The 20833-nt window shown below is 51.3% G+C and carries 17 protein-coding genes; 9 read left to right on the plus strand and 8 right to left on the minus strand.

All coding sequences use genetic code 11. The features are described 5' to 3' along the window. From OB13_RS07515 to OB13_RS07525, 3 genes are all read right to left on the minus strand, one after another. Positions 1 to 479: OmpA family protein (locus OB13_RS07515; RefSeq protein WP_461489541.1), on the minus strand; the 479-nt coding region annotated here is incomplete at its 3' end. A gap of 436 nt (positions 480 to 915) precedes the next feature. After that, positions 916 to 1815 carry an acetyl-CoA carboxylase, carboxyltransferase subunit beta gene (gene accD, locus OB13_RS07520; protein WP_461489557.1) on the minus strand — a complete coding sequence of 300 codons (900 nt, stop codon included), beginning with the start codon at positions 1813 to 1815 and terminating at the stop codon, positions 916 to 918. Positions 1816 to 1990: 175 nt separating this feature from the next. Beyond that, positions 1991 to 3049 (minus strand): class I fructose-bisphosphate aldolase, encoded by a 1059-nt coding sequence (locus OB13_RS07525; RefSeq protein WP_461489542.1) that lies wholly within the window; start codon positions 3047 to 3049, stop codon positions 1991 to 1993. 489 nt (positions 3050 to 3538) lie between these two features. Between OB13_RS07525 and OB13_RS07530 the strand changes: the two genes are divergently transcribed. Next, a complete protein-coding gene (locus OB13_RS07530; RefSeq protein ID WP_461489543.1) occupies positions 3539 to 4210 on the plus strand; it encodes a hypothetical protein in 672 nt (223 codons plus the stop codon). A 74-nt stretch (positions 4211 to 4284) separates the two neighbouring features. On the opposite strand, the gene OB13_RS07535 is transcribed toward OB13_RS07530, so the two are convergent. The 3 genes from OB13_RS07535 to OB13_RS07545 form a co-directional block, all read right to left on the minus strand. Then, the gene (locus OB13_RS07535) at positions 4285 to 5298 is read right to left on the minus strand and encodes a M28 family peptidase (protein ID WP_461489544.1); all 1014 of its coding nucleotides are present in this window, start codon (positions 5296 to 5298) and stop codon (positions 4285 to 4287) included. Then, a complete protein-coding gene (gene cysS / locus OB13_RS07540) occupies positions 5288 to 6781 on the minus strand; it encodes a cysteine--tRNA ligase (RefSeq protein WP_461489545.1) in 1494 nt (497 codons plus the stop codon). The genes OB13_RS07535 and cysS overlap by 11 nt, the downstream gene beginning before the upstream one ends. Before the next feature lie 122 nt (positions 6782 to 6903). Then, on the minus strand, positions 6904 to 8037 hold the full coding sequence (locus OB13_RS07545; protein ID WP_461489546.1) for an endonuclease/exonuclease/phosphatase family protein: 1134 nt from the start codon (positions 8035 to 8037) through the stop codon (positions 6904 to 6906). A 310-nt stretch (positions 8038 to 8347) separates the two neighbouring features. Here OB13_RS07545 and OB13_RS07550 point away from each other — a divergent pair, with 310 nt between their 5' ends. The 3 genes from OB13_RS07550 to infB all read left to right on the plus strand — a co-directional run bounded on the left by OB13_RS07550 (position 8348) and on the right by infB (position 13353). Then, entirely contained in the window at positions 8348 to 8821 is a 474-nt protein-coding gene (locus OB13_RS07550) for a ribosome maturation factor RimP (RefSeq protein WP_461489547.1), read from the plus strand. A 7-nt stretch (positions 8822 to 8828) separates the two neighbouring features. Then, positions 8829 to 10082: a transcription termination factor NusA gene (gene nusA, locus OB13_RS07555; protein ID WP_461489548.1), complete on the plus strand. Its 1254-nt coding sequence runs from the start codon at positions 8829 to 8831 to the stop codon at positions 10080 to 10082. A gap of 115 nt (positions 10083 to 10197) precedes the next feature. Beyond that, positions 10198 to 13353, plus strand: coding sequence for a translation initiation factor IF-2 (gene infB, locus OB13_RS07560; RefSeq protein WP_461489549.1), 3156 nt, complete (start codon positions 10198 to 10200; stop codon positions 13351 to 13353). Between the two features lie 174 nt (positions 13354 to 13527). Here the strand turns inward: infB and OB13_RS07565 are convergent, their stop codons facing one another. Both OB13_RS07565 and OB13_RS07570 read right to left on the minus strand, forming a co-directional pair. Continuing rightward, positions 13528 to 13869 (minus strand): hypothetical protein, encoded by a 342-nt coding sequence (locus OB13_RS07565; RefSeq protein ID WP_461489550.1) that lies wholly within the window; start codon positions 13867 to 13869, stop codon positions 13528 to 13530. 92 nt (positions 13870 to 13961) lie between these two features. Next, positions 13962 to 14930, minus strand: coding sequence for a DUF3078 domain-containing protein (locus OB13_RS07570; protein ID WP_461489551.1), 969 nt, complete (start codon positions 14928 to 14930; stop codon positions 13962 to 13964). 212 nt (positions 14931 to 15142) lie between these two features. Here OB13_RS07570 and OB13_RS07575 point away from each other — a divergent pair, with 212 nt between their 5' ends. From OB13_RS07575 to OB13_RS07595, 5 genes are all read left to right on the plus strand, one after another. Beyond that, on the plus strand, positions 15143 to 15925 hold the full coding sequence (locus OB13_RS07575; protein WP_461489552.1) for an enoyl-CoA hydratase/isomerase family protein: 783 nt from the start codon (positions 15143 to 15145) through the stop codon (positions 15923 to 15925). Positions 15926 to 15955: 30 nt separating this feature from the next. Continuing rightward, the gene (locus OB13_RS07580) at positions 15956 to 17449 is read left to right on the plus strand and encodes a lipopolysaccharide biosynthesis protein (RefSeq protein WP_461489553.1); all 1494 of its coding nucleotides are present in this window, start codon (positions 15956 to 15958) and stop codon (positions 17447 to 17449) included. A gap of 15 nt (positions 17450 to 17464) precedes the next feature. Next, positions 17465 to 17914, plus strand: coding sequence for a dUTP diphosphatase (gene dut / locus OB13_RS07585; RefSeq protein ID WP_461489554.1), 450 nt, complete (start codon positions 17465 to 17467; stop codon positions 17912 to 17914). A 144-nt stretch (positions 17915 to 18058) separates the two neighbouring features. Further along, positions 18059 to 19066, plus strand: a complete 1008-nt coding sequence (locus OB13_RS07590; RefSeq protein ID WP_461489555.1) for a sugar phosphate nucleotidyltransferase — start codon at positions 18059 to 18061, stop codon at positions 19064 to 19066. A gap of 9 nt (positions 19067 to 19075) precedes the next feature. Then, positions 19076 to 20833: tetratricopeptide repeat protein (locus OB13_RS07595; RefSeq protein ID WP_461489556.1), on the plus strand; the 1758-nt coding region annotated here is incomplete at its 3' end.

A 20833-nucleotide genomic window follows, 5' to 3' on the forward strand; every position in this document is an offset into this window, starting at 1 on the left:
GCATAGCCTTTCGCCTGCATACGGGATGCATCCACGCCACGTGTACGGGCATAGTTGGCTACAGCCTGCGCACGGCGCTCCGACAAGCCCTGGTTCAGCTCGCGGCTACCGGTGTTGTCGGTATGGCCTTCGATGATGATGTTCGTGCCTTCGTACTTCTTCAGGGTTTCTGCCAGTCCGTCTATATCTTTTTTGGCAGTTGCACTCAGCTCAGCAGAGCTCACAGCAAACAGGATTCCTGAATCGAAGTTAACACGGATGGCTTCGCCTACACGCTCTACTTTCGCATTTTCCATGCTCTTCTCCAGTTCTTCTGCCTGCTTGTCCATTCTGCGGCCGATCACAGCGCCGGTAGCACCACCTACAGCAGCACCGATGATAGCGCCTGCAGCCGTGTTACCCATTCTGTTACCGATCACACCACCGATCACTGCCCCGGAGCCGGCACCGATGAGGCCACCTTTCGTGGTCTTTTTCATACCTGGCTTATCCTGGGTTGTTGTGCTGGTGCCGGTTGTATTACCAGTAGCGGTAGATGTATCACCTGTACCAGAGGTTGTTGGCGCTGTGGTCTGGCAGGAAGTGAACAGCATAGTAGCTGCAAGAAATGATGTCAACGATAGTTTTACTAATTTCATAGGGTCAAAAATGTGTAAATTTTTAATTGGTTTTAAGCTAGTATTATTCAAAAGCGGGATACAAAACTGCACCGTTAGCAACCTTCGCAATACTAATGCCAAACATAGGCACAATATTGTGCTCTAAGCAAACTATTACTTCTGCTGAGCGAAAAAGTTTAAATCAAATCCGGCTCTTGCCCTGTCCTATACCTGTTGCAGGTGCTCTGATCAAAGAAAAAGCCTGCTACACTTGCATAGCAGGCCTTCTGTGTATTTTAAGTATTCCGATGCAATTCTAAGAAGACTTCACTGTTTTGCGGATCTTGGCAGTTTCCCCGTTTTCAGGGTTCGTGGAAGCCAGCATACCCAGCAGGTCGCTCAGGCGTTGCTTCAATTCCTTACGGTCCACGATAAAGTCCAGGAAGCCGTGCTCCAACACAAACTCAGCGCTCTGGAAGCCTTTTGGCAGATCCTTGCCAATGGTTTCTTTGATAACGCGTGGGCCGGCAAAACCAATAAGAGCACCAGGCTCCGCAATGTTGAAGTCACCCAGCATGGCGTAAGAAGCAGTTACCCCGCCCGTAGTCGGATCTGTCAGCAACGAAATGTAGGGAAGTCTTTCTTCGGAGAGCAAGGCCAGCTTGGCAGAAGTCTTGGCCATCTGCATCAGCGAAAAGCCTGCTTCCATCATACGGGCACCTCCTGACTTGGAGATCATCATAAACGGAGTGCGGGTTTTACGGGCATGGTCTATGGCCCGGGCGATCTTCTCGCCTACCACCGAGCCCATGGAGCCGCCGATGTAGGCAAAGTCCATACAGGCGATGGTGATATCGATCCCACCCGACTTACCATACGCTGTGCGCACGGCATCCTTGAGCCCTGTTTTGCGCTGCGTCGCCACAGTACGATCCGGGTAGGGTTTGGAGTCAACGAAATTCAGGGGGTCACCCGAGGTCATGTTCTCATCCAGCTCAGTGAACTTATTGTCATCAAACAGAATAGCAAAATATTCTTTGGAGCCTATACGATCATGATGATTACACTTCACACACGTATTCAGGTTTTTCCGGTGCTCCGTCATGCTGGTAACAGTCTTACATTCGGGGCACTTGTACCACAGTCCGTCGGGAGTTTCTTTTTTCTCCTCTGTCGGCGTGCTAATTCCTTTCTCTACTCGTTTAAACCAAGGCATCATATATAATTTCCGTCGTGCTTGCAGCACATTAAAAGGTTATCGTGCCATACGCGGTAAACACCTAATTTACAGCAGCATAGTAAACAATATGGCCTGCTCCGGTATGCTCCTGAAAAGAGCATTTCTAAAGCAGGCCATAAAATTAGTTAATTATCAGCAGTTCTGCTACAGCTTATGCAAGTGTAATATCATTTGCCAGATAAACATCCTGAATGGCGTTCAGCAGTTCCACTCCTGCTTTCATATCTTTCTGGAACGCCTTGCGGCCGGAGATCAGGCCCATACCGCCCGCGCGCTTGTTGATCACCGCCGTGCGTACGGCATCTGTCAGATCCGATTCGCCTTTGGACTCGCCACCGGAATTGATCAGCCCGGCGCGGCCCATGTAGCAGTTGGCCACCTGGTAGCGGGTGAGGTCGATCGGGTTATCGGTCGTCAGTTCGGTGTACATTTTCTCGTGATACTTGCCAAAACCAATGGCTTTGAAGCCCCCGTTGTTCTCCGGCAGTTTCTGCTTGATGATGTCGGCCTGGATCGTTACCCCCAGATGATTGGCCTGCCCCGTCAGGTCGGCGGCCACGTGATAGTCTACCCCATCTTTCTTGAAGGCATTGTTGCGGGTATAGCACCAGAGGATGGTTGCCATACCTAGCTGGTGTGCTCTTTCGAAGGCTTCTGCCACCTCGATGATCTGGCGCGAAGATTCTTCCGAACCAAAATAGATCGTGGCGCCTACGGCCGTTGCGCCCAGGTTCCAGGCCTCATCCACAGACCCGAACATGATCTGGTCATACTTGTTGGGATAGGTCATCAGCTCGTTGTGGTTGATCTTTACCACAAACGGAATGCGGTGCGCAAACTTCCGCGACATCATGGCTAGGTTGCCGAAAGTGGTAGCCACTGCATTGCAACCGCCTTCCATGGCTAGTTTGATGATGTTTTCCGGATCGAAATAGATCGGGTTGGGCGCAAAGGAGGCACCAGCCGTGTGCTCGATACCCTGGTCTACCGGCAGGATGGACAGGTAACCGGTACCACCTAAACGGCCGTGATTGAACAGTTGCTGCAGGCTGCGCAATACCTGCGGACTACGGTTCGACTGCACAAAGATTCTGTCCACAAAGTCCGGGCCCGGGGCATGGATCAGCTCTTTGGAAATAGTTTTGCTTTCATACTGCAACAGTTCTTCTGCTTCAGCACCCAATAGGGAAAGGATGTTTTCGTACGTCATTCTTTTTATCAGTTAATAAAGGGAATATGGAACACGTGCTACTCATGTGAAGATATGAAGATGAAAATTCATCCTACGCTCATACTACCTGACGTCCTGCTTTACCTATACCTACGGAAAATGTTGGAAAACCATACTCTACAAACGGGTTTCGGGACAAGGAAGAAGCAAGCACTTTCAGTCAGCCGGTATGCTCACAGACAATACTTTAACTCCTGAAAAAGGTTGCTGCAACAGGTATAGCTTTAGCTACAAACGCTCGCCTGCTTTGCAGGCAGGCGGCTCTGAAAGGGTGCTAGGAGCTTATCTGTTACAGCACAACTATTGGAGGCATCTCACCTAAGCCGCTTAAATTAGCCTGTTTCGGTCCTGTACCCGAATAGAGGACGCTCCGACAGCACGCATAAACACAAAATTATACCTTTAAATTAATACTTTACATCCTTAGTAACGTATCTAGAAGCAGGCTTAACCTTATACCGACACGCTATGAAACTTCTTATCCATCCACCATACAGAACGCTTTTTGCGATCGCCGCAGCTCTTCTGGTCAGTATAGCTTTCCAGGGCTGCGCCCCTTCTACCCAGATAACGGGTGCATGGAAGAGCCCGGAAGCAGCTTCCAAACAATACAACAACCTGGTCATCGTGGCTATGACAAATAATGTCGTGGCCAGGCAGCAAGTGGAGAATGACCTGCAGGCACAACTGCAGAAGCAGGGGGTAACAGCGGCCAAGAGCATCGAGCTCTTCCCTCCCACCTCTTCAGGCGAAAATGGCCCGGATGTGAATGCGATCATGGAAAAAGTGAGAAGCAATGGCTACGACGGTATCATGACGGTGGCGTTGGTAGACCAGGAAAAAGAGACGCGCTACGTACCCGGCAACTATACCTATGCCCCCATCACCCGCTTTGGATGGTATGGCAGGTTCAGCGGTTATTATACTTACTGGTCCCCGATGATGTACGATCCGGGGTATTACACAGAGGATAAAATCTATTTCCTGGAGGCAAACCTCTACGACGTAGAGACTGAAAACCTGGTGTGGTCGGCCCAGTCCAGCACATACAACCCTTCTGATCTTCAGAATGCGTCGCAGGAATTCGCGCAGGTAACGGTAGAAAGAATGGGGCAGGATAACGTCGTGAGTCGGCAGTAAAACCACCGTTTACCTCACATAAAAAAAGGACACCCCCAACGGTGTCCTTTTTTTATGTGAGGTAAAGGTATAGCCTACTCGTTATACAACACGTGCAGCACTGTCTGCCCTACCGCTTTGAGGGTGTTGGGGCTGATGATCTCCATGGTGTCGGTATGGCGGTGATGGTAGGGACCGAAGAAATCGCCGTCGGCTGCGCCCATGTTATACTCGATGATATCGATCATGCGAATACCGCCTACTGTATTGACATAGAAATGGTCGTCGGTGATGGCCGGTGCTTTGGTATACTTGAAGTAGTCGGAATAGCCGATCTTGTTGCCCGCACGCCATACCTTGTCCACGATGTTAGGGGCATACTGCATCGAGGTCCCCTCCCGCGCAAACTTCGCATTTTCGGCTCCGACCATGTCCAGCAGGATGCCATACTGGGCTTTGTAGTTGGGCACATGTTTGTTCTTGCTCCAATACTGCGAACCCAGGCACCAGGTATCGTTCTGGTACGGAAAATCACTTTCGTCCGGCTGCCCGTAATCTTCCCCGTCAAACAGGATGATGTCTATACCTATACCTGGCTTCTGCTCTGCCGTGTGCAGGGTGCGCGCTATCTCCAGCAACACGCCCACGCCGCTACCGCCGTCATTGGCACCTTGTATCGGCTTGTCCTGGTTCTGGTCGTCTTTGTCAGCGAAAGGTCGCGTGTCCCAGTGGGCGGCCAGCACCACACGCTTGGCTGCTCCCGGGTTGATGGTCGCAATGATATTGCGCAGGTTGAGCATCTTGCTATCAAAGGCTTTTGCCTGGAAACTCTGCACCTGTACCTCGGCTCCATAGGAGCGCAGCGTTTCGATCAGCCACTCCCCTGCCTTGTAATGTTCGGCTGTGTTGGGTACGCGCGGTCCGAAGGCCACCTGCCGCTCTACAAAATAGTAAGCTGAATCTGCATTGAAAGCCGGCGCCTGTACGGTAGCCGCCTCTTCTTCCACACGTGCTTTTTCATTGCTTTCGGTTTTGTCTGTCGAGTCGCAGCTGTTGAGGCTCATCGAGCTAAGCAATAGGATGGCCAGGCATTTCATATTATTCTTCATAAGCCCAGTCAATTCCGGTTTTTAAGTCTTTGATCACGATTCCCTGCTTTTTCAGTTCTGCCCGGATGGCGTCTACTTTATCGTAAGCCTTGGATTCTTTGGCCTCTTTGTAAAAGCCCAGCACCAAGTCCAGCATGTCCTCCACACCACCCGAAGGTTCCTCTTTCAACCCCAGCACATCCACCACCAGCCCGGTATAGGCAGTCCGGATGGTATCGAACGTACCCCTGGTCAGGGAACCGATGGGCAGCTGCCCCAGGTATAGGCTGTTGATCTTTTTGAGCAGGTTGAACAAGGATGCAATGGTACGGGCCGTATTCAGGTCGTCGTTCAGGCCCCGGAAGCAATCCTCGGTCAGCTTCAGCAGTTCCTCGTTGAGCTTTTCGTCCGGGGTAGCTATACCTTCTTCCGGGTACTCGAGCTTCTCCAGCACACGCATGCCGTTCATCAGTTTTCTATACCCTTTTTGGGCGGCCTGCAGCGCTTCGTTGCTGAAGTCCAGCGTGCTGCGGTAGTGGGCCTGCAGGATAAAGAAGCGGATCGTCATCGGGCTGTAGGCCTGCTCCAGCATGGTATGATTGCCACTGAAGAGCTCGCTCAGGTTGATGAAGTTGCCCAGCGACTTGCCCATTTTCTGGCCGTTAACTGTGATCATGTTGTTGTGCACCCAGTAGCGGGCTGCATCGGAATGGCTGTTGCTGGCCTGGCTCTGCGCTATTTCGCATTCGTGGTGCGGAAACATCAGGTCCAGCCCGCCACCGTGTATATCAAAGGTATCGCCCAGGTACTTGCGGCTCATGGCCGAGCACTCCAGGTGCCAGCCCGGAAAACCGTCGCTCCAGGGTGATGGCCAGCGCATGATGTGCGACGGCGAGGCTTTTTTCCAAAGGGCAAAGTCCAGCGGTGAGCGCTTTTCCCCGTGCCCTTCCGTTTCGCGGGTGTTGCTCAGCAGGTCTTCGATGATGCGGCCCGAGAGCTTGCCATAGTTATGGTCTTTGTGATAAGCAGGCACGTCAAAGTAGACCGAGCCGTTCACCTCATAGGCCATGCCGTTGTCGAGTATCTCCTGGATCATCTGGATCTGCTCGATGATGTGGCCCGAAGCCCGGGGCTCGATATCCGGTGACTTTGTGTTGAGCGTGGCCATGTCCTGCAGGTATACGTTGGTATAGTGCTGCACCACTTCCATGGGCTCCAGGTGCTCGAGCTTCGCCCGCTTCTGGATCTTGTCTTCACCTTCGTCGGCGTCATTCTCCAGATGGCCCACATCGGTTATGTTGCGTACGTAGCGCACTTTATAACCCAGGTACTTGAGGTAGCGGTACAGCACATCGAAGGTAATGGCACTGCGGGCGTGGCCCAGATGCGGTTCCCCGTACACAGTCGGGCCGCAGACATACATCCCTACAAAAGGGGCATGCAGGGGCTCAAATAATTCTTTTTTTCGCGTAAGCGTATTATAGAGGTTCAGTGTATGTTGCATGGTATATTTTACCAAAGAACGCCTTTGAGGAGCTCCTTCTGTTAAAATTCATGAAAAGTGCCATCGCTCAGGTTGGCAGGCTGCCGTGCAAAACTACGAATTATACCTGTATCCCTGACCGCCTATTCATCCCCCTTCGGCTGGATGACATACGTGGCCGATATCGGAAAGTGGTCGGACAGGCCCATCTCGTAATGTGTTTTGAAATCGTACGCTTCCAGCCCTTCGCTGTAAAACTGGTTATCAATACGCAGAAAAGGCAGTGGTCCGTTGTACGTAGCCCCGACCCCATTGCCAGCTTCTTCAAATGAATTGTTCAGTTCTTTTACAAGTTCCTGGTAGGTATAGCTGAACGGGATGTCGTTAAAGTCGCCACTCACGATCACCGGGTAAGGCGAAGTACGCACATGTTCCAGCAACTGCTGCACCTGCAGGGCACGTTCTTTAAAACCCATCCGCAATCGGCGCGCCAGGTTTCGGCTTTCCTTCTTAAAACTTGCCTCGTCTCCTATGGCAGAGTACGTGTTTTCAATGTCTTCCGCCTTGATGCTCATCGACTGCAGATGTACGGCGTAGATTCGGATCGTATCACCCTTCACATTCACGTCTACCCAGGCGGCGCGGTTGGCGCTGCGCCTGGGCGTGTTCGGAAAATAAATGGTATTGCCCTGTATGATCGGATACCGGGAGAAGATGGCAATGCCCAGGTCAGCTTTGATACGATCCCCCTGGTAGGTGGATGCAAACACATACCGGTCGTACCGCTTGCCGATGCGGTTAAAATTATTGAACTCACTGGAGTTGACGCGGCTGTAAAATTCCTGCAGACAGAATACATCAGCCGGATGCGTGGCGATCCAATCTACCATATCTGTGGATACCTGTGGCACCCCCTGCACAATTTTTTCATAGGCATTGAAGATGTGCACATTGAAGCTGAGCACCTGCAGTGTTTTGGCTCCCTGCGGCGGTTCCTGCTCCCAGTTGATGGCAACCAGGCGGCCGTAGTGGTTCCAACCCAGGCCTACGACAGCCAGCGGCAAAAACACATACCAGGAACCGCGGAGCAGCCAGTAAATAAAAAAGAAGAAATTGAGCACCAGCGCCCCTGGCAGCGAAAAGGCCAGGAAACCCGCCGGCCAGAATTCATAGGGCGGCACCTGCAGGCACAGCACACCCAGCAGTACCCAAAGCACCACCAGGATGTTGAGAATGATCCAGATTTTTCTGCGTATTTCTTTGAATGTACCTGCCACAGTGGCAAACTTACAAATTATGCGTGTAGGATTCTCATGCGGGCCCTTAGAATATTCTTGCCAAAAACTGCAGATAATGCTAGAAGAACAGAACTTTTGGAAGTATAGTATATGTTACTACAATAGTTCACCCGCCACAACCAGCTTACGCTGCAAAAGCTCTGGCTCAAAACCTTTGAAACTATATATTTACAGGGCACTTAAACACATATTGTTGTTTATATAATGTTTTTGTAGTAAATTTGTGACATTATTTCCAGGGAGATGAGGGGGACACGAGGTCCCCTTATTTATTTTCTTAAATTTGACTATGGCAATAACGGCACAAAGTATACGCGCAATGGTGGAAGCAAGCCTTCCGGCCGGCGACCTGTTTGTAGTGGATGTGGCAGTGTCCGATTCGGCTGTGCGCCCCAAAATCACGGTACTGGCCGATGGCGAACAGGGCATTACCATTGACCAGTGTGCTTCGATCAGCCGCCGCGTCAATGCTAAGATTGCAGAGACGTACGGCGAAGAAATTTCTTATGTGCTGGAAGTAAGCTCACCGGGGGTGGATTTCCCGTTGGTGCAGCCGCAACAATTTAAGCGTAATGTGGGTCGTAACCTGAAGCTCAAACTCCAGGACGGCGCGGAGAAAACCGGCAAGCTGGAAGAAGTAACGGAAACAGGTATAAACCTGACAGAAGAAATCAAACAAAAAGGCAAGAAGGCAACGTATGAGCCTGTGCAAATACCTTTCGGGGAGATTGTAAAAGCAAATGTTGTAATATCTTTTAAATGATAAAATAATGAACAGTTCAGTTCTGATCGAGTCGTTCGCTGAATTTGCGAAATTCAAGAACATAGACCGCCCGACCATGATGCGTATCCTGGAGGATGTTTTCCGTACGATGATCCGCAAGAAGTGGGGTACCGACGAGAACTTTGATATCATCCTGAACGTGGAGAAGGGTGACCTGGAAATCTGGCGCAACCGCGAAATCGTAGACGACAATTCGGAGGATATCTGGGACCATGATAAGATCGCCTTATCGGAGGCCCAGAAGATCGAGCCTGACTTTGAAGTAGGAGAAGAAGTATCAGAAGAGATACAACTGGAAGACTTTGGTCGCCGTGCCGTATTGACTGCCCGCCAGACGCTGATCCAGCGCATCAAGGACATGGAGAAGGAACTGCTGTTCCAGAAGTACAAGGACCTGGTAGGGGAAATCATCTCCGGCGAGGTATACCAGGTATGGAACCGCGAGGTGTTGCTGCTGGACCAGGAAGAAAACGAACTGCTTATACCTAAAGGAGAGCAGATACCCAAAGACCGTTATCGTAAAGGAGACCAGGTGCGTGCCGTAGTGCAACGCGTTGAGATCGTAAACGGTAATCCGAAGATCATTCTTTCCCGCACGGCTCCTGCTTTCCTGGAGCGCCTCTTTGAGAACGAAGTACCGGAGATCTACGACGGACTGATCGCCATCAAAAAAATCGTGCGTGAACCGGGCGAGCGTGCCAAAGTTGCCGTAGAGTCTTTTGATGACCGCATTGACCCGGTAGGTGCCTGCGTAGGTATGAAAGGTTCGCGTATTCACAGCATTGTGCGCGAGCTGGAAAACGAGAACATTGACGTGATCAACTACACCGATAACCTGGAGCTATACATTCAGCGTGCCCTTAGCCCTGCTAAGATCACCAGCATGAAGATAGACAATGAGAACGGCCGGGTTTCTGTGTTCCTGAAGCCTGACCAGGTATCCCTGGCGATCGGCAAAGGTGGCCAGAATATCAAGCTTGCCAGCAAGCTGGTCGATATGGAGATCGATGTATTCCGTGAGTCTGAAACCTACGAAGAAGATATCAGCCTGGAAGAATTCACCGATGAGATCGAAGACTGGGTAATTGCAGAATTGCGCCGCATCGGTCTGGACACAGCCAAGAGTGTGCTGGCCGTAACGAAGGAAGACCTGCTGCGCAGAACAGAGCTGGAAGAAGAGACAATTGACAGCGTACTCTCGATTCTGCGGGAAGAGTTGGAAGAAGAAGATAATCAATAGTTGTGAGTTGAGCTTCGTTCGTATAATTTTGAAAGAAATTCAGATGAAGCTTGGCCTTTCCCTCTGGTAGGCAACTAGTATCATATTAAAGAATAAAAAGACAGCATATTAGAACATGGCAGAAGACAAAATAAGGAGGCTTAAACAGGTTGCAACTACTTTAAACATTGGTACGGCTACCATTGTAGATTACCTCTCTGCTAAAGGCTTTGATGTGGAAAACAAACCCACTACCAAAATCACGGCGGAGCAGTTCGGTATGCTGGCAAAAGAATATGCTTCCTCTATGCAGGACAAGATAGAGGCAGAAGAACTCAACATCGGCAAGAAGCCTCAAAGCAACCAGGTTGTCGATTCAGAGCAGCATCATGAGGTAAAGAAGCCTGCAGAGCCGGAACAGGAAATTCTGATCAAGAATTCGCATCAGCCCAAGGCCGGAACTGCGGAACAAAAGCCGGCAGCCGCCTCGCCTGCCCCGCCAGCACCGGCGCCTATCGAAACAAAACTGCCAGGTATAAAAGTGCTTGGCAAAATAGAGCTGGACTCTAAAGGACGCCCGGTGCCTAAGCCGACACCGAAGCCGGAAGAGCCCAAAGCGGCTGCAGCAGAGCAACCGGCTGCACCAGCTCCGGCACCAAAAGCACCGGAACAGGCTGCCATGCCACAGGCACCAGCACCACAAGTGCCAGCTGAGAAGCCGGCACAAGCAGCTGCAGCAACCGAAGCACCCCGTGCCCAGGCACCTGCAGCACCAGAAGCACCCAGGACAGAAAGCCCGAAAGCTGAAGAAGCACCTAAGGCTGAAAGTCCTGCCAGGCAACCTGCTACACCTCCTGCTCCTGCAGCAGAGCAAAAGCCAGTTGCTGCCGAACCAGAAAAAGCTCCTGCGCAAGCAGCGGCACCGCAGGCACCCGAGCAGCCTGCAACTTCTCCTGCAGAAAAAGGACCAGAACAGATAGAAACAATTACAGCAAAAGCCGACCAGTTGAAAGGCCTTACGGTACTTGGCAAAATAGAACTGCCAGATAGTTCCCGTAGAAAAGGCACCAAACCGGTAGCGTCTTCCGATGACAGGAAGGCCGGCAAGAAAAAGAAGCGCAAGCGCATCATTGTGGCCACCGAACAAGGCGGCCAGACACAGCAACCGGGAGCCACTGGACAACAGGGAACACCCGGACAGCCCCGACAGGGAGCTGACCGTCCAACACAGGGAGCCAATTACCAGGGCAATCGTCCGCAAGGCGGTGGCGGTTACCAGGGCAATCGCCCTCCGCGACCAGCAGGAGGCGGTCCTGGCGGACCAGGAGGCGCCCGTGGCGGACATCGCGGTGCACCTGCACCACGTGTTGAAAAAGCGGAGGTGACCGACAAGGAAATCCAGGAGCAGATCAAAGCCACGCTGGCAAAACTCAGCGGTGGCAAAAGTGGCGGAGGCAACCGGGCTAAGTACCGCCGCGAGAAGCGTTCTGCGATTGCGGATGCGACCGAAGAACGCCGTATGCAGGAGCAGGCAGAGTCTAAGACACTGCGTGTAACCGAGTTCGTTTCGGCCAATGACCTAGCTGCCCTCATGAATGTGAGTGTAAACGATGTGATCAAGGTGTGTATGCAGCTGGGTATGTTCGTTTCCATCAACCAGCGTCTGGATGCAGAAGCCATCACGGTAATAAGCGATGAGTTTGGCTACAACATTGAGTTCATCACCAGTGAGGACGAGCAGGCACTTGAAGAACTAATCGAAGAAAACGAAGAGGATCTGGCAGAACGTGCCCCGATCGTGACCATCATGGGTCACGTGGACCACGGTAAAACGTCCCTCCTTGACTACATACGAAATGCGAACGTAACAGCCGGTGAGGCTGGTGGTATCACGCAGCACATCGGTGCCTACAAGGTGCAGACAGAGAGCGGCCGTACCGTCACCTTCCTCGATACGCCGGGTCACGAAGCCTTTACGGCCATGCGTGCCCGTGGTGCCAAAGTAACGGACGTTGTAATCATTGTGGTAGCAGCTGACGACTCGGTGATGCCTCAGACAAAAGAGGCGATCAACCACGCCCAGGCGGCCGGTTCCCCGATCATCATTGCCCTGAACAAGATTGACAAGCCTGCGGCTAACCCGGATAAAGTTCGTGAAGAGCTTGCTCAGATGAACATCCTGGTAGAAGAGTGGGGTGGTAAATACCAGTCACAGGAAGTATCTGCCAAGACAGGTGCAGGTATACCTGAACTGCTGGAGAAAGTATTGCTGGAGGCTGAATTACTCGAGCTGAAAGCAAACCCGGACAGAAAAGCAGTCGGAACTGTTATCGAGGCTTCCCTGGACAAAGGCCGTGGCTATGTAGCTACTGTACTTGTGCAGACAGGAACGCTCAATATTGGTGATATTGTACTGGCTGGTTCTCACTACGGTAGAGTAAAGGCCATGACAGACCACCGTGGCAGAAAAATGAAAGAGGCAGGTCCGTCTACTCCGGTACAGTTACTGGGTCTGGACGGTGCACCACAGGCCGGCGACAAATTCCAGGTAATGGAGTCTGAGCGTGAGGCACGTGAAATTGCGACCAACCGTGCTCAAGTACAACGTGAGCAAAGCCTGCGTACCCGTAAGCACATCACCCTGGATGAGATCGGTCGTCGTCTGGCCATCGGTACCTTCAAGGAGCTTAACGTGATCGTGAAAGGTGACGTGGATGGATCGGTAGAAGCACTTTCTGACTCCCTGTTGAGGCTGTCTACGGCTGAGGTACAGGTGAACATCATCAGCAAAGGTGTGGGCGCCATCTCGGAATCGGATGTACTGTTAGCTTCGGCTTCGGATGCCATCATCATCGGCTTCCAGGTTCGTCCTTCCCAGAACGCGCGTAAGCTGGCAGAGCAGGAACAGATCGATGTTCGACTCTACTCTATCATCTACGACGCCATCAACGAAGTGAAAGATGCCATGGAAGGTATGCTTGCTCCTACGATGAAAGAGGAGATCACGGGTAACGCCGAAGTACGTGACGTGTTCAAGATCACAAAAGTGGGTACGATTGCCGGCTGTATGGTGACAGATGGCACCATACACCGTAATGCGAAAGTTCGTCTGGTACGGGATGGTATCGTGGTACACGATGGCGCCATCCTGGCACTGAAACGCTTCAAAGACGACGCGGCAGAAGTGAGACAAGGTTACGAATGCGGTATCAGTCTGAAAGGCTATAACGAGATAGAAATAGGCGACATCATTGAAGCCTACGAAGAGAAAGAAGTGAAGCGAACCCTGTAGTTTGCTTTGACATCAAACAAGAAAGGCCTCCGGTTATCCGGAGGCCTTTCTTGTTTGATGTACTTTCACTTCAGCCTGACGATAACCACACAGGTATACCTAAAACCTATACCTACTAAAAAGCCCCTGCTGTTTGATCAGCAGGGGCTTTTTAGTAGGTATAGAACCAGAAGCTTATAAGGACATTCTGGCCAGACGGCGCTTATCGCGCTTGTGCTTCTTATGCATTTGCTTTTCCTTCTTCATGATCGCCTCCATGCGCTTACTGCCTTTGATGTAATCTTTGGTAAAGCGTTTCCGGGTCGGATTTTCATACGCATTCCAACGTACATCCATACCCGATGCCCTGGTGCCAACGGCATCTGCTGTGGCTCCTTTCTCATTTACTTTGGTTGTACCCCAATACTCATCCTTCCCGGAGTTCAAGGAAGTGCTCGAATTAGAAGTCTGTGCCTTTGCTTCAGAGAAAGCCAACATCAAACCAAGACAAAATATGGATAAAATCAGCTTCTTCATAAATTCTCTTTTTTGTTGTAAGTATACAACGTAATCATCACGCTAAAGTATACATTTTTAGCGAATAACAAGAAAAGCTGCCGGAAAGTTTACTAATCGAATTTATAAGATAATCCAATTCCGAGCGTCTCTTTCAACTGCAAACGGGGCCCTTTCGCGTCCATTATACCATCCCCGCTGCGATCTACATCCACCATGACATCGTCGTCGTAGATCATATGCAGAAACACGCTGGCGGAGAGCAATTTATTGACTTTAAAGTCAACCATATTCTCCCAACTCAGGTCAATATTCTTTGCATTGTGCAGGTAATTGGAAAACAGGTCCGCCTTCGATTGCAAGGTCACATTCTTAAAGATCTCATGCTTAAAACGCACATTCACAAAACCACCGAACTCCTCGCGCAACCGTTCACCTGTACCTGGTATCGGGTTCCCTTCTGCGTCCTTGTCAGCAGGCTGCACCCCAAAGTAGCCGATGTCTGCCAGCCGCTGGCTGTACACAGCCGTGAACTTGCCCGTAAAGGGAGAGATGAAAACCGAAAGCTTCGCGTTGGGTTTATAATCCATACCGATAGAAGCCAGGACAAAAGCCGGTGACAGAAAATCGGAGAGGATGGTATCCCGGGTAGACGTATAGGTCGGTGTAAGTTGGGTGCGAACGTTCAGCTGCCCTGTATAATACCATTTGCTGGAAGCCTGCCTGCCATACTTGAGGTTGAGCTCGGCCCGGTCATCACTTTTCTGCAGCCGCTGATCCTGCAGTTTTACACTGCCATAGGTCAGGTCAAGCGTGTTGTTCCAGGTGTTCTTTCCTTTTTTATAATTGGTATACAGGTTGAGTATACCCAGCACCGAAAGGGCACTCTGCCCACCGGCAGCCCAGTTGTTGAGGCTTACCTGGCTGAAATTAACGGTGCCGGTCCCGCCAAAATCCCAGATATTACGGACAGCAGCTGTGTCAGCAGGTATAGCTGGTACATCCTGCGCCACAGCGGGTGCTACACAAAAATTGATCAACAGGGCTAGTAAAATCGTAGAGCGTAGAAAATGCTTAATCATCAAACTAAAGTATAAGTGAATTATTGGAGTAGCGGAGAAATGAACCGCAAAGATAACAAAAGCATAAAAAGGACAGGCATAGAAGTATAAAACCAAGGATATCTGGCTATTGGATTGAACTGGACCACTGTAGGATTGTACTTTAGGGATTTAATGAAATCACTGTTATATTTGCTGCCTGAATTTACTTCTATCACTGAGAAAAATAAATTATGTCTCTATACGATAACCTGTTGCTGCAACTCGATAATGGCGTACTGATCATCACCATCAACCGGGCTGACAAGCTCAATGCATTGAACATCGATACAGTACGGGAAATCAAGACGGCTATACAGCAAGTCTATGATGATCCGGCTGTCAAAGGAGCTATTTTTATCGGAGCCGGTGAAAAAGCCTTTGTGGCAGGCGCCGATATAGCCGAGATCGCAGAACTGAGCGACGTGAATGCCCGTAGCTTTGCAGAGCGCGGCCAGGAAGTGTTCAGCATGATCGAGAGCTGCACCAAACCGGTCATTGCGGCTGTCAATGGGTTTGCGCTGGGCGGAGGTTGCGAACTGGCCATGGCCTGCCACCTGCGCGTAGCCAGCGAGAGCGCCCGTTTTGGTCAGCCGGAAGTAAACCTGGGACTCATACCTGGCTACGGCGGCACACAACGCCTGACCCAACTGATCGGCAAAGGCAAAGCCATGGAGCTGCTGATGACGGCTGACATGATCGGCGCGGCAGAGGCAAAAAGCCTGGGACTGGTGAACCATGTGGTAAGCCAGGAAGAATTGCTGCCAAAATGTATGGAGATCCTGGGCAAGATCATGACGAAGGCCCCGCTGGCCATCGGGTTGGTGATTGACTGCGTGAATGCGGCCTATGACAAAGACGAAGACGGCTACCAGACAGAGGCCAACTCTTTTGCCCGCTGCTGCAGCTCCCAGGACTTTGTAGAAGGCACCAATGCGTTTCTTGAAAAACGCAAACCCTCTTTCAAGGGGATTTAATTTTACGAAACCCGACCCCGGAATTAGAACATGAGCATAGCCAAGAAACTGGTCGGGCAAACGGCAGCGTATGGGTTGAGCAGTATCGTCGGCAGGGCATTGAACTACCTGCTGGTACCGATCTATACCCGGGTATTCCTGCCTGAAGAGTACGGTATTGTCTCCTACCTCTACGCCTTTGTGGCCTTCTTCAACATCGTGTATACCTATGGCATGGAGACAGCCTTTTTCAGGTTTGCCAACAGGCCGGAAGCGGAACCCAAAGCGGTATACAACCGTGTGTTGAGTGCCATACTGGTCAGCAGTACCGTATTTACAGGTATACTGCTTCTTTTTTCAGGCTCTATCGCCCGCTACATCGGCTACCCCGATCATGAGGAATACATTGTCTGGCTGGCCCTGGTACTGGCCATCGATGCCCTCGTAGCGATACCCTTTGCCTGGCTGCGGCTTCAGAACAAAGCCATCAAGTTCGCCTCCATCAAGCTTTCCAACATCCTCATAACAGTAGGTGCCAATTTGCTGTTCCTGGTGTTGTTTCGCCAAATTTACGAAGGCCAGTACCTGCAGGAACTTCGGCCACTGGTCAGTTACCTGTATGATCCGGATTTTGGCGTAGGCTATATTTTCCTCATCAACCTGGTGGCCAATGCGCTGCTGCTGCCCATGCTCTGGCGCGAGCTTCGTATCTTCCGTTTCAGGCTGGAGGTAGAACAACTCAAACCGATGCTGCAGTACGCGTACCCTTTGTTATTCATGGGCTTGGCAGGTATGGTGAACGAGGTGATCGATCGTATCCTGCTGGAACGCTGGCTACCCGAAAACTTCTACCCCGGCACAAGCAACATGGCGGCCGTAGGCATCTACAGTGCCTGCTACAAACTCGCCATTTTCATGACGCTTACCATACAGGCCTTCCGCTATGCTGCAGAGCCCTTCTTCTTTTCGCAGGCACAGGACAAGGATTCCCCGAAAGCATTTGCCACGGTCATGAAGTGGTTCGTGATTTTCTGCGCTTTCATATTTTTGTTCATATCTGCCAACCTGGAAGACTTTGCCTTTTTCATTGGTCCGCAGTACTGGGATGGCCTGATGGTCGTACCGGTCCTGTTGCTGGCAAACCTGTTCCTGGGCGTATATTATAACCTGACCGTATGGTTCAAGCTGACGGATAAGACCCGCTTTGGCACCTACATCAGCTTTGGAGGCGCAGCGATCACCATTGTATTTAACCTGCTGCTTATACCTGTTCTGGGCTATATGGGCTCTGCCATTGCCACGCTTATCTGCTACTTCAGCATGGCGCTGGCATGCTACCTGCTGGGTGACCGCCACTACCCGATCCCCTACCCTGTCAAAACGATCGTTGGCTACATCCTGCTGGCTACCGGTTTGGTGCTGGCAGCGCTTTATGTGCCGGTCGAACATTTCTGGCTGCGGCATGTATACCACCTGGCACTTTGCGGCGTTTTCGCTGGGGTGGTCTGGTTCCGGGAGCGGCACAACTTCCTTTCTAAAAAATAATCCTTATTTTTAAAGATGAACAACACGAACTTACCGGTCAATATCATCAACCAATCCCGGCACGCGCTTCCGTCTTACCAGACCGAGCACTCGGCAGGTATGGACCTGCGCGCTAACCTCGAAGCTCCTGTTACCCTCAAGCCTTTGCAACGCGCCCTCATCCCTACGGGAATCTTTATAGAGCTGCCTGAAGGACACGAGGCACAGATCAGGCCACGCAGCGGCCTGGCCTACAAACATGGCATCTCCATTGTGAACAGCCCGGGCACCATTGACGCAGATTACCGCGGCGAGATCAAGGTTTTGCTGGTCAATCTTTCAGACCAGGACTTTGTGGTAGAAGATGGCGAACGCGTGGCCCAGATGGTGGTGGCCCGTTATGAACGGGTAGAGTGGTCTGAGGCCCAGGCCCTGACGGACACGGAGCGCGGCGCAGGTGGCTACGGCAGCACCGGCACGAAATAGCGGTCGCATCGACAGGTAGGGTACCCCTGCTTCCTTCTTTTTCCGGGGTACCAAAACCAAACAGTCAAAATCAAGTATTAACCAGAACCGATAGTTGCGGAGCATCAGTTCAGGCAACATTTTTCAATCAATAAATCATAAGCTATGAGGATTATTGTACCTATGGCAGGTATGGGCAAACGTATGCGCCCGCACACACTTACTATTCCTAAACCACTTATACCCATTGCAGGCAAACCGATCGTACAGCGCCTCGTGGAGGACATCGCCAAAGTATGCCAGGAACCGATCGAGGAAGTTGCCTTCATCATCGGTCACTTCGGAGATGCTGTAGAACAGGACCTGAAAAACATTGCGGCTTCCGTCGGCGCCAAAGGCAGCATCTACTACCAGGAAGAAGCTTTGGGAACAGCACACGCGATTATGTGCGCGCAAGACTCGCTGGAAGGAAAAGTAGTGGTGGCCTTTGCAGATACCCTGTTTAAAGCAGACTTCCAGCTCGATACCAATGCCGACGGCACCATCTGGGTGCAACGCGTGGAAGACCCGCGGGCATTTGGCGTGATCAAGCTCAACGCAGCCAACGAGATCACGGACTTTGTGGAGAAGCCACAGGAGTTTGTTTCGGACATGGCCATCATCGGCATCTACTACTTCAAAGACGGGGTATACCTGCGCCACGAGCTGCAGTACCTGCTGGATAACGACATCCGGGACAAGGGCGAATACCAGCTGACGAACGCGCTGGAAAACATGAAAAACAAAGGCACCAAATTTATACCTGCCGTCATCTCCGAATGGCTCGATTGCGGCAATAAAAATGCAACTGTTTTCACCAATCAACGCTATTTAGAGTATATAAAAGATGAAAACGGGCTGGTCGCCTCCTCGGCACAGCTGCAGAATTCAGTTATCATACCTCCGGTTTATATCGGAGAGAATGCTGTTATCCACAATTCGGTAGTAGGACCGCACGTTTCTATAGGAGATAACACCCGGGTGCAGGACTCCATAGTAAGCAATTCGATCGTTCAGAAGGACTCTACCATTAAAAACGGGAACATAGCAAACTCAATGATAGGTAATTTTGTTTCCTACGAAGGGCGCCAGTCTGACCTGAGTCTTGGCGACTACAATACGCTTACAGAATAGCACACTTACATGACCCGATTCAGAAACATTGTTCTCGCCACCTGCTGCCTGGCCTTGGTTGCGACAGGCGAAAGCCAGGCGCAGTCTTCCAAAAAAAAGAAGGCGAAGGCAAAAAGCGAGGCCGCGCAGGCTGTTCTACCTGCCCCGGAGCCCAGCGAGCAGGAAAAGCAGCTCAGCGAAGCATTGTTTCTGGACGGCATGAAGCAGTTCATGCTGGAGGACTACAACGAAGCCCTCAAGTATTTTCAGAAGGCCTATACGGTCACACCCAACAACGCGGCACTGAACTATAAGCTGGCAGAAACCTACCTGCTGCTGGAAAATCCCCAATCGGGGTTGCCCTTTGCGCAGGCAGCCGTTGCCAAAGAGCCCAAGAACACCTACTATTACCTGCTGCTGGCCCAGCTCTACACAGAGCAAAAGCAGCTTACCGAAGCTGCCCAGGTATACAATGACCTGATGCGCAACGTGCCGGATACCGAGCAATACCTCTTCAACCTGGCCGATCTATACCTGTCACAGGCCAGGTATGACGATGCCTTGAAGACCTATGACCGCATCGAAAAAAAATACGGTGCCCTGGAGCAGCTTTCCGTCAACAGGCAGCAGATCTACCTGCGCCAGAAGAATGTGAGCAAAGCGCTTGCGGAAGGGGAAAAGCTGATCGCCGCCAACCCAAGTGAGGTACGCTACCTGCTGGCCCAGGCAGAGCTCTACAATGCGTCCCAAAAACCGGACATTGCCATTGAAACCCTGAACCGTGCTTTGCGCGTGGAGCCCGACAATCCGTTCGCGCACCTGATGCTGGCCGACCTCTACCGGCAGAAAGGCAATTTGCCGGAGTCGGAGAAACAGGTGAAGCAGGCCTTTTCCAGCCCTGAACTCGACATTGATACCAAGGTCCGCATCCTGGTAGATTTTATACGCCAGCTGCCCAATCCGCAGTTGGAAGGGGTATCCCTGGAACTGGTAGACCTGACCATCAAAGCGCACCCGGAAGAAGCAAAAGCCTATGCGGTAGCCGGCGACCTGCAAACCATAGCAGGCAAAAAAGAAATGGCCCGCAGCAACTACCTGAAAGCAGTCAAGCTGGATGACTCGCACTTCAAGATCTGGCAGCAGATCGTGTTGCTCGATGCCGAACTGGCACAGGCCGACTCGCTTATTGCGCATTCAGAGCAGGCACTGGAGCTTTTCCCGAATCAGGCAGTTTTCTGGTTCTACAACGGCACCGGCCACCTGATCGAAAAGAATTATGCGAAGGCCGTAAAATCACTGGAACACGGCAAAAAGCTTTCTGCCAGTGAGCCGGAGCTGGTGGCTCAATTTAACTCCCAGCTGGGAGACAGCTACAATTCCCTGAAGGAATATAAAAAATCAGACGAAGCATACGAGGCCGTTCTCACCTTTGATGCCGACAATGAGCACGTGCTCAACAACTACAGTTATTTTCTGTCTCTCCGAAACGAGCAGCTGCCCAAAGCACAGGCAATGGCCAAGCGCCTGGTAGAAAAGCATCCGACGAACCCGACTTACCTGGACACCTATGCTTGGGTACTCTACAAGCTGGAAGACTATGATGGCGCGCTCAAGTACCTGGAGCAGGCCGTGGCCCTCTCCGAAGACGCTGCTATTGTGGAGCACTACGGGGATGTACTCTTCAAGCTGGGCAAGCGGGATGAAGCGGTACGGCAGTGGGAAAAAGCAAAAATAAAAGGAGAAGCGTCTGCTTTCATTGACAGAAAAATAAAAGAAAAAAGACTCTAT

It is taken from the genome of Pontibacter sp. HJ8 (assembly GCF_054824225.1).